This is a genomic window from Dyadobacter sp. CY312, from assembly GCF_021390535.1.
Taxonomy (GTDB): domain Bacteria; phylum Bacteroidota; class Bacteroidia; order Cytophagales; family Spirosomataceae; genus Dyadobacter.
Genome location: NZ_JAJUXG010000008.1, coordinates 230,086 through 243,171, shown reverse-complemented (window position 1 = coordinate 243,171; position 13,086 = coordinate 230,086). Strand labels below are relative to the sequence as shown.

The following is a 13,086-nucleotide window of genomic DNA, read 5'->3' as shown; positions in this document are numbered from 1 at the left end:
ATATCACCAAATTGTCATCAATGAAAACTGTTTTACGACTACTGTGCGTGCTGGTTTTCCTGTCGGGAAGTATTTCTTCCTTCGCACAGGAAATAGGTGTGTCAGGTAAAGTTACCGCATCAGACGGATCGCCACTTCCCGGTGTAAGTGTGCTGATAAAAGGTACCACAACAGGTGTACCTACTGACGGAGAGGGAAATTATAGCGTTAAAGTACCTTCAAAGGCAGCTATACTGGTTTTTTCAATGATTGGAATGACTCCCCAGGAAGTGGCTGTGGGATCTCAATCCATCATCAATATTGAACTTAAAGATGACGCACGTGCTTTGAACGAGGTTGTTGTAGTTGGGTATGGCTCCCAGCGTAAACTTGATGTCACTGGCTCTGTTATATCAATTAAGGGAGCAGAAATATCCAAACAACCTTCGATGAACGCAGTGAGTGGTCTTCAGGGTAAAGTTGCCGGTGTTCAGATCAACAACTCAGGAAAGCCAGGTGAAGCCCCACAAATTCGGATTCGTGGTGTAGGTACTGCATACGGTAGCGCTAATCCACTTTATGTTGTGGACGGAGTATGGTTTGACGACATCAGCTTCCTTAATTCCGGAGATATTGAAAGCATGAACATCCTGAAAGATGCTTCCAGCCAATCTATTTACGGTGTTCGTGCGGCCAACGGGGTAGTTCTTATCACTACTAAAAAAGGAAAATCAGGAAAAGCTATTATTGACTACAATGGGTTTGTAGGTTACCAAAAAGTGACCAACCAGATCAAAATGGCAAATGCAAATGAGTATGCCACGATGATCAATGAACTGAGCGTGATTAATGGTAAATCCGCTATACTTGATCCTGCTCAATTCGGTGAAGGTACGGACTGGTATCATCAAATTCTTCGCAACGCTCTGGTGACCAATCATCAGGTTTCAATTAGCGGTGGTGGCGAAAAATCCAACTACAATTTTTCGTTGGGTTATCTTGACCAAAACGGTGTTGTAGAGAACAACAATTTCAAGAGATATACTGCACGGATGCAAAACGACCTGCAGGCGTTCAAATTCTTAAAGATCGGATATTCTGCAACTGGTTCATTCAGTAAATCAAAGGATGAAGCAGGTGGAATTTTCAGACAACTATACGCTGCCGGACCAGTTGTTCCGGTTTACTACGCAGATGGAACGTATGGTGATCCAACCGATTATAACCTTGGAGACGGAAACAATTTCAACCCACAGGCTACAATTGACTTCTACAACCAAAATACTAAAAAGACTTTACTGACAGCTAATATTTACGCTGAGGTGAATCTTCTTAAAGGATTGGTATTCAAATCAAGCCTTGGTGGAAAATATTCTCAGGATGAAACACGTAACTACAATCCTGAATATGTGGCTACTTTCAGACAGCGTAATACAACCAGTAAACTTGAATTTACCCGTCCACAGACACGCTACTGGATTTTTGAAAACACGCTTACCTACAACAAAGATTTTGGCAAACACAGCTTCACTGCACTTGTTGGACAATCTGCTCAGCGTGACCAGTTCTACAAGGTTACAGCCAATGCTCTGAATGTTCCTTATACAAGCGAAGGGGATTTGTACCTTACTCTTGGAGATGTTAACGGACGTACCGTAGTAGATGAGGGTGATTTGGGAACTTACGCTTCTTATTTCGGAAGACTTAATTACTCATTCTCTGACAGATATTTGATCAATGCTTCGCTACGTGCCGATGGTTCTTCTAAATTCTATCAGGGAGGCAATGCATGGGGTTATTTCCCATCAGTTGGTGCTGGCTGGGTTGTGAGCAACGAGCCTTTTATGGCTGATCAAAGAATTTTTGACAATTTGAAACTAAGAGCAAGCTGGGGTAAAATAGGAAATGCTTCTGTACCTTCCAACCTATCTACACTTACGGTTGCAACTGGTGGTGGTTTGGCTGCAATTTTTGGTGGACAAGCATATACGGGTGCAAGTATCAACTCAATCATTCCACCTACTACACTTTGGGAAAGAGGAGTTGGAACTGACTTTGGTATTGAGGCAGGTTTGCTTAACAACAAACTTACCCTGGAACTTGACTATTACATCAAGAAAACTGAACAGGCAATTTTTGACATCCCGGTTCTTAATTCAATTGGAACTGCTTCCGGAAAAATCATCGGAAACCAGGCAACTTTTGAAAACAAAGGATTTGAATTCGCAGCTAGTTGGAGAGATACAAAAGACAACGGCTTCTCATATAGCGTAGGAGTGAATGGTGGTATCAATGACAATAAAGTATTGTCTGTAACCTCAGGAGCCAACCCAATCTATGACGGTGGTACAGGTCTTACCAGTGGAGCGCTGGCTACACGCACAAGAGTAGGTGACCCGATCGGTTCTTTCTACGGTTATGTTGTAGACGGTATATTCCAAAATGCAGAAGAAATCAAAAATTCTGCCCAGACAACTGCAAAACCTGGTGATTTCAAATACAGAGATATCAGCGGTACAAACGGTGTACCAGATGGTACCATCAGCTCTCTGGACAGACAAGTGATTGGTAATCCTAATCCTAAGTTCACTTACGGTATCAACACAAGCTTTGACTACAAAAACTTTGATTTGAGCCTTGACTTCCAGGGTGTAGCGAAAGTGGATATATACAATGCGAACCTTGGATGGAGATATGGTAACGAAAACTTTACCAAAGATTACTTCGACAATCGCTGGCATGGAGAAGGCACTTCGAACACATATCCTTCTGCTAACATTGGTGGTGGACAAAACTACCTTCCAAATACTTTCTTCGTTCAAAGCGGAAGTTATTTCAGAGTTCGTAATGCACAAATAGGTTATACATTCCCGGCTGCATTCAACGAAAAATTGAAAATCAGAAAGCTACGTTTGTATGCAAATGCGCAAAACCCATTGAATTTCTTCAAATACAAAGGACTTTCACCTGAGGTAAGAGCAAACGAAAATAAACCTACCCAAGCAGGTATTGACGCCAATGTTTACCCATTGTCAGCTACTTACAACTTCGGTATCAATGTCACTTTCTAAGACCATCATTATTATGAAAAATATAAAGTTCAATCAAAATATCAGCCGCGCTGGATTGTATCTTGGACTAGCCTCTCTACTTGTCGTTCCCAGCGCATGTAATGAAAGCTTTCTTGACACCGACCCGCAAGGAAAAGAAGCAGGATCTGTTTTTTGGCAAAATGGTGAAGATGCTACGAAAGCAGTAAACGCCATGTACTCCAACCTTAGAGGATGGAACAATACAGCTTTCGGTCCTATTGCAGTAGAAAGCATTGGTTCGGATGAGACAGAAAAAGGTAGCTCAGCTTCCGATGCCACTTTCTTCAACGACTACGACACATTTACTGTAGGATCTGGTGATGGTCAATTGGGTGGATTCTGGGAAGGTCAGTATCAGAATATCAACTACGCAAATCAGGTTTTGGGCAATATTCCTGCTATCAGCATGGATGAAACGCTTAAAGCCAGATATATAGCAGAAGCTAAGTTCATCAGAGCTTATTCTTATTTCAGGTTGGTAAGAGCATTTGGAGACATTCCTTTGCGTTTGGCTTTGCCCGTTGATGCATCAGAATACAATTTGCCACGTACTGCAAAAGCTGAGGTTTACGCCGCAATTGAAAAAGATCTTACAGATGCAGCTGCCGCACTTCCTCAAACTTACGGTTCTGCGGATTTGGGACGCGTTACAAAAGGTGCAGCATTATCGCTTCACGCAAAAGTATCGATGTACCAGCAGAAGTGGCAACAGGTGTTTGATCTTACCAATCAAGTCATTGCTTTGGGTCAATATTCGCTGTTCAACAATTTCGAGCAATTGTTCCGTGTGAAAAATGAAAACGTATCTGAATCCATTTTTGAAATCCAGAACGAACTGATCACTTCTATTTCTGGGGCAAGCGGTTCTCAGTATTCAGAAGTTCAGGGAGTGCGTGGTTCAACTGGTGGCGGATGGGGTTTTAACGTACCTACACAAGTACTTGCTAATGCATTTGAAACTGGCGATCCAAGAAGAGACGGAACCATTATTTTCCGTGGAGAAACCACTCCTGACGGCGACGCAATACCAACAGTGGGCGATAACCCGATGTACAATCAGAAATCGTATGTACCATTCAAATTGTTTAACACTGCATTTTCATCCGGAGCACAGCAGAACGTAAGGGTTCTTCGTTTTGCAGAAGTTTTGCTTATGAATGCAGAAGCTGCTAACGAGATCGGAAACAGTACACAAGCACTGGCATCTCTTGAAAAGGTAAGAGCGAGAGCAAGAGGTACAAGCACTACTATTCTTCCAAAGGTTACAACAACGGATAAAACTGCCCTTCGGAATGCGGTCTGGCATGAGCGTCGTGTAGAGTTGGCCATGGAATTTGACAGATATTTCGATGTGATTCGCCAGGGAAGAGGAACAGAGGTTTTTGGACCAAAAGGCTGGAAAGCCGGGAAAAACGAAGTATGGCCAATCCCTCAAAACGAGATCGATTTGAGTGGGGGATTACTTACGCAAAACCCAGGTTATTAATATCCATTTCTTATTTAGAATTTAACGATGAAAGTTATAAACTCAAAATTAATTCTGGCAGTCAGTGTTTTCCTGATTGCCAGCTTGACAGCCTGCTACGAAAAATTCGATGCAGAGAGTTACGCTCCCAAGGTCTCCATTGGCGGTTTCACCGGATCAAATGAGATAGCAGCTTCGAACCTGATTGCGCATTTCCCTTTTGACGGAAACTATGAAGAAATCATTTCCAAGACTGCCGGAGTGAATACAGGCACTTCTTTCGGAAACGGACTTAAAGGACAGGCTATGAAGGGAGCCAAAAATGGTTATGTACTGTTCGATCCAACAGCTGCCATTCTGGGCTTGAAAAGTTTCACACTTACCTATTGGGTAAACAATGAGTCTACAACTGCTGCTGGTGGTGTTGTAGGAATGGTGGGGCTATCTCAAAAAGCTGGTTTTTGGGGTAATATTGAAACTTTTTTTGAAGGAAGTGGCACCAACGCAAGTGGAACGTTTAAAGCACATATCCAAAACGATTCTACCGAGACTTGGGTTGAAAAAAAGGAACTAGTAAACCTTTTTGATTCATGGAATCACATTGCGCTGTCTTATGATGCTGCTTCGTCTACTTTTAATCTTTATTTGAACGGATCTAAATCTGTTACAACCACGGTTAAAAATTATGGAAACCTCAAATGGAAAAACCCAGGCAAGATGGTCTTCGGAACGGTTCAGTTTCAGACTAAACCAAGCCTTACTACGTCATCAGCTGGCGAACCATGGGCAAGCTACATGACTGGCCTACTTGATGAAGTAAGGATTTACAATGTACCATTGAAGGATACCGAAATTGACGCTCTTGTTAAACTAGAGGCAAGAGGAAAGTAATGTCTTTTAAAAACATACTTATTTTCTGTTTAACTGTTTGGTTCGGGGTTGCCTGTAAAAAGGGGAATAATCCCGAACCACCGGTTACGGTTACCCCGCCAACCTCTTTCTCTTTCAATAGTTTGAGAGTAGATGGCGTTTTCAATGGCTACACCTACCTGGATGTAAGTTCAAAACCCAAGTTGCGATTCAATTTTTCTGCGCCTTTGAATACCGCCTCTTTCCCGAATGCGATCAGTATTATTTCTGCCACAGGTGAAGTAATACCGTATTCTACAAACTTAGAAAACGGCGACAGCACAGTAACAATTACACCGACCAATAACCTACCCTACCTGAATAACTTCAAAGTTCAGGTTACCAAAGCATTAAAATCTAAATCGGATGGCTCATTACTGAGTGAGGTGGTCGTAAACCTTACCACCCCACTCGACCCAACCGACAAATTTCCGATCATTCCCGACGACGAACTTTTAACATTAGTTCAAAAGCAAACATTTAAATACTTCTGGGACTTTGCACATCCGGTGAGCGGACTGGCCAGAGAAAGAAATACTTCCGGTGATGTTGTTACATCCGGTGGCAGTGGTTTTGGAATCATGACTATCCCTGTTGCCATTGAACGAAAGTTCATAACACGGTCTCAGGGGTTGGAAAGAATGCAGAAGATTGTGACGTTCCTGAATGATAAAGCGCAGAAATTTCACGGAGCATTTCCCCACTGGCTTAACGGCTCGACTGGTGCCGTTGTGCCTTTCAGTCCTAAAGACAATGGAGCAGATCTGGTTGAAACGTCATTCCTGATACAAGGCCTGCTCACTTCCAGACAATATTTCAATGGAGGCAGCGCCGAAGAAACCGCTCTTCGTGCTGACATCAATAAATTATGGCACGGAGTAGAATGGGATTGGTTCAGAAAAGGCAAGGAAGATGTACTCTACTGGCATTGGAGTCCCGACAACGGCTGGGATATGAATTTGCCGATCAGAGGATGGAATGAGTGCCTGATCACGTACGCTCTTGCGGCAAGTTCGCCTACTCACCCTATACCAAAATCGGTATACGACAATGGCTGGACAGGAAAAGGCAGCTTCGTCAACGGAAAGGATTACTATGGAATCAAATTACCACTGGGTGAACCTTTTGGTGGTCCGTTGTTCCTGTCACATTATTCCTTTTTGGGTATTAATCCAACCGGACTTTCGGATGGTTTTACCAATTACCTGACCCAAAACAAAAGTCATGCTTTAATTAACTACAATTATTGCAAAGCCAATCCGGCTTCTCACGCCGGATACAGCGATTCGAGTTGGGGGCTTACTGCGAGTGATATACCTGGAGGCTACACAGCCAGCTCACCCACAAATGACAGAGGTGTAATTGCACCAACAGCCGCACTATCCTCGTTTCCTTACACGCCAACGGAATCGATGCAGGCGTTGAAGTTCTTCTATTATAAACTGGGAGATAAGATGTGGGGCGAGTACGGGTTCCGGGATGCCTTTTCACTTGACCAATTGTGGTTTGCGGATTCTTATCTGGCCATTGATCAGGGACCTATTATCATCATGATTGAGAATCACAGAACTGCTTTGCTTTGGAATCTCTTTATGGGCTGCCCCGAAGTAAAAACCGGAATGAAGAGCATTGGCTTTCAAAGTCCCGGTCTTTAATATCAAAATTCAGATAACTTAACCTTGTGTCAGTTGCGATGCGGCTTGGCAACATTTACTCTAAATCCATAATAATGATCATGAAAAATCCCTTTTACCTGATCCTATACATTTGTCTCTTTTTCCTATCAACGGCGACATTTGCACAAAAGAAAAAAAACAACCTGACTAAATCGACCGCTTTTGATCCTTCTAACAGACCCAAAAACCTGTCGGATACCGCTTTGCTCGAACTTGTTCAAAAGCAAACATTCCGGTATTTCTGGGATTTTGGACATCCTGTTAGCGGTCTATCGCGGGAGCGAAGTAACAAATCGTTTGACTATGGCGATGAGGTTGTAACCACGGGTGGAACAGGTTTTGGCATTATGGCCATGATCGTCGCCTCCGAAAGAAAATGGTATCCAAGAGATTCCATAGCGAACCGTGTTGCCAAAATGGTAAAGTTTCTTGCCAAAGCTGATAATTACCATGGCGCATTTCCGCACTGGCTCGATGGCGAAACAGGCAAAACCATTCCTTTCGGAAGAAAAGATGATGGAGGCGATCTTGTGGAGACGTCCTTCCTGATGACAGGCTTGCTTTGCGCAAAACAGTACTTCAATAAGGATACTGAAGCCGAAAGAACCATCAGAAGCAGAGTAGAATGGATTTGGAATGAATTGGAATTTGACTGGTACACAAGAGGTAATCCAAATCAGCTTTACTGGCATTGGAGCCCGAACCAGGGCTGGGCAATGAATTTTGAACTGAGAGGATACAACGAAACCCTCATTACTTACATACTTGGTGCTGCTTCACCACGATATCCGATTACAGCGCAGGTTTATAACAAATGCTGGGCACAGAGTGATTTTTTTAAAAATGGAAGGGAGTTTTACGGAGTGAAATTACCGCTCGGCTTCGATTATGGCGGACCACTGTTTTTTACCCATTATTCCTTTGTAGGCCTTGACCCAAGAAACCTGAAAGACCGTTATGCCGACTATTGGCAACAAAACGTGAATCACACCTTGATTAATTATAAACATTGTGTGGCGAATCCAGGTAAGTTTAAAGGGTACGGAGAAAACAGCTGGGGACTTACGGCGAGCGATACTTACAATGGTTACAACGCACACTCGCCTACCAACGATTTCGGTACCATTACACCAACTGCTGCTTTGTCGTCATTCCCGTACACACCTGAGCAATCCATGAAAGCGCTGAGGCATTTTTATGATGACATGGGAGATAAACTTTGGAGCGAATACGGTTTTATCGATGCTTTTAACGAATCACAAAACTGGTATGCAAGCTCACACCTTGCGATAGATCAGGGACCGATTATCGTGATGATCGAAAATTACAGAACTGGCCTGCTCTGGAAACTGTTTATGCAGGACAAAGATGTTCAGAATGGTTTGAAAAAACTTGGATTTGAAAGTCCTGCATTGAAATAGCACCGATAAATTAACTAGTTATTTACCAAAATTACCACAGAGGCCGGCACATTGCCGGCCTTTCCGTTTTATAAAATATAATTGTACCTTAAGAGCCTGTTTAAAATTCATTCTGTAATTTGTTTATGCCATTTTTTTACTACAACTGGGCGGCGGCCGCTGCGTTAAATTTTTCACGACGGTGCGCCGCTGCGATAGCTTCCAGCTATCCTTGCAAAATTTGCCTTGTTTCGTTTAAAAAATAATCTATAAACAATTTTACATTACGAATTTAAACCGGCTCTAATGGTGTCTAATATTAAAGCCTCTGCATTCATTAAACACAACCACCATGAATATACATCTCAAAATCTGCACATTGATCGTTGCCTGCCTTGGAGCCACTTCCATGGTTCTGGGTCAGGCATGGCAGGCTATGGAACCGGATAATCTGCCAGAAAAAAGGCATGAAAATGCAATGGCTGTGGCCAATGGGAAAATATATTTACTTGGCGGAAGGGGCATTAAACCTGTGGACGAATATGATCCAAAAAAGGATACATGGAGAACGCTAGGTGAATCGCCACTGGAAATGAGTCACTTCCAGGCAGTTTCTTACAAAAATGAGATTTATGTATTAGGGGCATTTACGGGTGGTTACCCGCACGAAATTCCCATTCCGGATATTTACATTTTTAATCCTGTAAAAAACGAATGGCGTAAAGGTGGCGAAATACCTAAGGACCGACTGAGAGGCGCTGCCGGTGTCTTTGTGCAAAATGATAAAATTTATATGGTATGCGGAATTCAGGACGGACATTGGGATGGACAGGTTGCCTGGTTTGATGAATATGATCCGGCGACGGGGAAATGGACCGTTTTACCAGATGCTCCCCGTCCGAGAGATCATGTACAGGTTGCAGTGGCTAACAATAAATTGCTGGTAGCAGGTGGCAGATTGTCAACAGCGAGAATCAACCAGGTACTGAATACGACCATTAAAGAAACAGACATCTACGATTTCTCAACCGGCAAATGGACCGCACTTCCAGCAGAAAGTAACATTCCAACCATGCGTGCCGGTAGCACCGCAGTGGCTTATGGAAACAAGATTTTGTTAATTGGTGGCGAAAGCGGCGCGCAAGTAGCTGCTCACAGCGATGTGGAAGCATTTAATACACAAACCAATAAATGGGAGAAATTCCCTTCCTTGCATCAAGGCAGACATGGAACCCAGGCTGTTATACTGAATAAAAAGATATATATAGCAGCCGGCTCAGCAAACCGTGGCGGTGGCCCTGAACTTAACGATATGGAGGTATTGGTGAAATAATCTTCAAGCGAAAACCTTAATTAATTAAACCTGAACTCATTTAATACATGTTAAAAAAAATGCTGGCCGTTGGCCTATTGCTTAATTCATTTTATTCTGTTGCGCAAAATACCACATTCACCCATGCTGATACACTGAGGGGAGCGATTACCGCCGAAAGAGCATGGTGGGATTTAACTTACTATCATCTTCAGGTAAAACCCAATGCAGCCGACAGCTCCCTTACCGGCAGTACACTGGTTCAGTACAAAGTATTGAAGCCATCACAAGTGATACAAATTGACTTACAGGAACCGTTGCAGGTTCAAAAAGTTGTGCAGGATGGTCGGGAGCTGAAATACAAAAGAGATGGGAATGCATTTTTTATCACACTGAATAAGGAACAAAAAACAGGAAACAAGGAGTCTATTGAAGTGTTCTATTCCGGTCGTCCTCGTCTTGCGAAGCGCCCGCCATGGGATGGCGGCGTTCAGTGGGTTCCGAATGGGAAGGGCAATACAATCATTTCTACTTCCTGCCAGGGATTGGGTTCCAGCGTATGGTGGCCATGCAAGGATCACATGTACGACGAACCGGACAGTATGATGATCAGCGTGACGGTTCCTGCCAACATGAAAGACATTTCCAATGGTGTGTTACGAAGTGTTATTGACAATGACGACCAAACCAAAACCTTTAACTGGTTCGTAAAAAACCCGATTAACAATTACGGGGTAAATATGAACGTGGCCAACTATGAAAGTTGGGATGAAGTATACAAAGGCGAAAAAGGAGATCTCCCCGTGAGTTACTATGTACTTCCAGAAAATCTGGAAAAGGCGAAGGTACAATTCAAGCAGGTGCCGATGATGCTCAAAGCATTTGAACACTGGTTTGGACCTTATCCATTTTATGAAGATGGCTATAAACTCGTGGAAGTACCCTATCTCGGAATGGAGCATCAGAGCTCGGTAACGTATGGTAATGGATACAAAGACGGATACCTGGGCAGGGATTTATCAGGAACGGGCTGGGGATTGAAATGGGATTTTATAATCATTCACGAAAGCGGACATGAATGGTTTGCCAACAACATCACTTACAAAGATGTTGCCGATATGTGGGTACACGAAAGTTTCACCAACTATTCGGAAAACCTTTATACAGAGTTCTATTTCGGAAAAGAAGCCGGAGCCGATTATGTAATTGGAACAAGAAAGGTGATAGCCAACGATATTCCAATTGTTGGAACTTATGGGGTGAATCAGGAAGGTTCGAAGGATATGTATTACAAGGGTGGCAACATGCTTCATACCATTCGTCAGGTTGTGAATAATGATGAAAAATGGCGCCAGATTCTTCGTGGACTGAACAAAGAATTTTATCACCAGACTGTCGATGGCTCTCAGATAGAAGCCTATGTAAGCAAACATGCTGGCAGAGATATTTCAAAGGTGTTTGACCAATATCTCCGTGATGTGCGAATTCCTGTGTTGGAGTATCAATTCAAAAATGGAGCAATGCAATACCGCTGGGCCAATGTGGTGGATGGCTTTGATATGCCGGTAAAAGTTCAGATCGGCAGTGGAAAAGATCAGTTTATATACCCTTCAACAGACTGGAAAAGTGTGAAAGCAAAAGGCACAACAACTATGAAAGTTGACCGTAATTTTTACGTAGAATCCAAGCTGGCGAAATCATAGATCCCAGCATTCCATAATTAACAAGTCACCTTGCGAGGCAGCGATTCGAACTAAACCATCGGTTGCTGCCTCGTTGCTGTTTCCAGTCCGATAGCCCATTGTCAGAGTTTCATCATTCAGATTATACTTCAACCCGCTTGTAACAATACCTTTTACCTCTCCAACCGGGATGAGCGAAACTGGTGTTCCTGCTACATACCATTTCTCAAAAATGCCTTTCAGAGGGAAAATTTTAGAATAATCATCAAACAGAACCAGACGAATACTGTCTTTATATCGCACCAGATTGGTAATATTGGTAATCGCATGATCCGCACGGCGGCCGGTTGCCCACACGATGTTTGCAGCCGGAAAGCCTCTTTGAATCAAAAAATCAATCGCCTTTTCTAAATCAGTTTTCTCCTGATCGGGTGTAGCTATAATTTCCAGTGGTTCCTGACTTGCCCGTATTGCTTCAAAATCATGTTCCTGATCAAAATCACCCATCCACACATCAACCTTGATCCCAAGTTCAAGAACCCTGTAAATGGCGTGATCCAAAACAACTATAAACGGACTCCATTCGAGCAATTGACCCAACAATTCTTCGCTACATGCCTCGCCGTTGGCAATGATGAGCGCTGGTTCCTGTTTTTCCTTAACGATATGATGTGAAGACATTAATGCTTATTTACTTTTCAACATGAGATTACCTAACCCTACTTAAATTTTCAATTCCTTTGCTTTATTCCAATAGGCATCCATTTCATTTAGAGTCATATCTCCCAGCACCTTACCGTCTGCTTTGGAAGCTTCTTCCATATATTGAAAGCGTTTTATAAACTTCTTGTTCGTTCTTTCCAATGCAGTTTCCGGGTTGATATCTACAAATCTTGAATAATTAACCAGTGAAAACAGCAAATCACCAAACTCTCCTTCCGCTTCCTTTTGGTCAATAACCTCCCCTGTTTCTATATCGAAATTGGCTTTAAATTCCTGCAATTCTTCTTCAACCTTTTCCCAAACCTGCTGCTTTTCATCCCAATCAAATCCTGCACCCCGGGCTTTTTCCTGAATGCGCATGGCTTTCACCAAAGCAGGCAACGAAGCAGGTACACCAGACAGTACTGACTTGTTACCTTCCTTCAATTTTAGTTTTTCCCAGTTTTGTTTTACAGCCTCTTCGGTATCCGCAACTGCATCTCCGTAAATATGTGGATGACGGGAAACCAGTTTGTCACAGATTGCATGCAGCACATCTTTTATATCAAATTGAATCTGATTCTCCTTCGGCTCCGAAGCTATTTTGGCATAGAAAACAATATGAAGCAGAACATCACCCAATTCCTTTTTGATTTCGGGCAGATCATTTTCCAAAATTGCATCTGACAATTCGTAAGTCTCTTCAATCGTCAAATGTCTCAGACTTTCCAGCGTTTGTTTACGATCCCAGGGACACTGCTCACGAAGCTCATCCATAATTGTCAAAAGCCTGTCAAACGCCATCAATTGCTGCTGTCTGCTTTCCGGTAAGGTATCAAAATTCTTTTCCATGGCGCAAAGATAAGAAT

General features: G+C 42.9%; 9 protein-coding genes. 7 read left to right on the top strand and 2 right to left on the bottom strand.

The features are described from left to right. Positions 1-20: 20 nt before the first annotated feature. From LZG71_RS12425 to LZG71_RS12395, 7 genes are all read left to right on the top strand, one after another. Positions 21-3,050 carry a TonB-dependent receptor gene (locus LZG71_RS12425; protein WP_233820848.1) on the top strand — a complete coding sequence of 1,010 codons (3,030 nt, stop codon included), beginning with the start codon at positions 21-23 and terminating at the stop codon, positions 3,048-3,050. 13 nt (positions 3,051-3,063) lie between these two features. Then, entirely contained in the window at positions 3,064-4,557 is a 1,494-nt protein-coding gene (locus LZG71_RS12420) for a RagB/SusD family nutrient uptake outer membrane protein (protein WP_233820846.1), read from the top strand. Between the two features lie 27 nt (positions 4,558-4,584). Further along, positions 4,585-5,427, top strand: coding sequence for a LamG domain-containing protein (locus LZG71_RS12415; protein ID WP_233820844.1), 843 nt, complete (start codon positions 4,585-4,587; stop codon positions 5,425-5,427). Beyond that, entirely contained in the window at positions 5,427-7,100 is a 1,674-nt protein-coding gene (locus LZG71_RS12410) for a glucoamylase family protein (protein ID WP_233820842.1), read from the top strand. The genes LZG71_RS12415 and LZG71_RS12410 overlap by 1 nt, the downstream gene beginning before the upstream one ends. A gap of 80 nt (positions 7,101-7,180) precedes the next feature. After that, positions 7,181-8,542 (top strand): glucoamylase family protein, encoded by a 1,362-nt coding sequence (locus tag LZG71_RS12405; RefSeq protein WP_233820840.1) that lies wholly within the window; start codon positions 7,181-7,183, stop codon positions 8,540-8,542. 331 nt (positions 8,543-8,873) lie between these two features. Next, positions 8,874-9,854: a kelch-like protein gene (locus tag LZG71_RS12400; RefSeq protein WP_233820839.1), complete on the top strand. Its 981-nt coding sequence runs from the start codon at positions 8,874-8,876 to the stop codon at positions 9,852-9,854. 47 nt (positions 9,855-9,901) lie between these two features. After that, on the top strand, positions 9,902-11,536 hold the full coding sequence (locus tag LZG71_RS12395) for a M1 family metallopeptidase (RefSeq protein ID WP_233820837.1): 1,635 nt from the start codon (positions 9,902-9,904) through the stop codon (positions 11,534-11,536). Here LZG71_RS12395 and LZG71_RS12390 read toward each other — a convergent pair. Both LZG71_RS12390 and mazG read right to left on the bottom strand, forming a co-directional pair. Beyond that, on the bottom strand, positions 11,531-12,196 hold the full coding sequence (locus tag LZG71_RS12390) for a thiamine diphosphokinase (RefSeq protein WP_233820835.1): 666 nt from the start codon (positions 12,194-12,196) through the stop codon (positions 11,531-11,533). The two genes, LZG71_RS12395 and LZG71_RS12390, sit on opposite strands and share 6 nt — an antisense overlap. A 42-nt stretch (positions 12,197-12,238) precedes the next feature. Further along, positions 12,239-13,069, bottom strand: a complete 831-nt coding sequence (mazG, locus tag LZG71_RS12385) for a nucleoside triphosphate pyrophosphohydrolase (protein WP_233820834.1) — start codon at positions 13,067-13,069, stop codon at positions 12,239-12,241. Positions 13,070-13,086: the final 17 nt, after the last annotated feature.

Bases quoted from the DNA above. Each gene is read 5' to 3' on its own strand.
- LZG71_RS12425 (WP_233820848.1), top strand. From the start codon at position 21: ATGAAAACTGTTTTACGACTACTGTGCGTGCTGGTTTTCCTGTCGGGA.
- LZG71_RS12420 (WP_233820846.1), top strand. From the start codon at position 3,064: ATGAAAAATATAAAGTTCAATCAAAATATCAGCCGCGCTGGATTGTAT.
- LZG71_RS12415 (WP_233820844.1), top strand. From the start codon at position 4,585: ATGAAAGTTATAAACTCAAAATTAATTCTGGCAGTCAGTGTTTTCCTG.
- LZG71_RS12410 (WP_233820842.1), top strand. From the start codon at position 5,427: ATGTCTTTTAAAAACATACTTATTTTCTGTTTAACTGTTTGGTTCGGG.
- LZG71_RS12405 (WP_233820840.1), top strand. From the start codon at position 7,181: ATGAAAAATCCCTTTTACCTGATCCTATACATTTGTCTCTTTTTCCTA.
- LZG71_RS12400 (WP_233820839.1), top strand. From the start codon at position 8,874: ATGAATATACATCTCAAAATCTGCACATTGATCGTTGCCTGCCTTGGA.
- LZG71_RS12395 (WP_233820837.1), top strand. From the start codon at position 9,902: ATGTTAAAAAAAATGCTGGCCGTTGGCCTATTGCTTAATTCATTTTAT.
- LZG71_RS12390 (WP_233820835.1), bottom strand. From the start codon at position 12,196: ATGTCTTCACATCATATCGTTAAGGAAAAACAGGAACCAGCGCTCATC.
- mazG (WP_233820834.1), bottom strand. From the start codon at position 13,069: ATGGAAAAGAATTTTGATACCTTACCGGAAAGCAGACAGCAGCAATTG.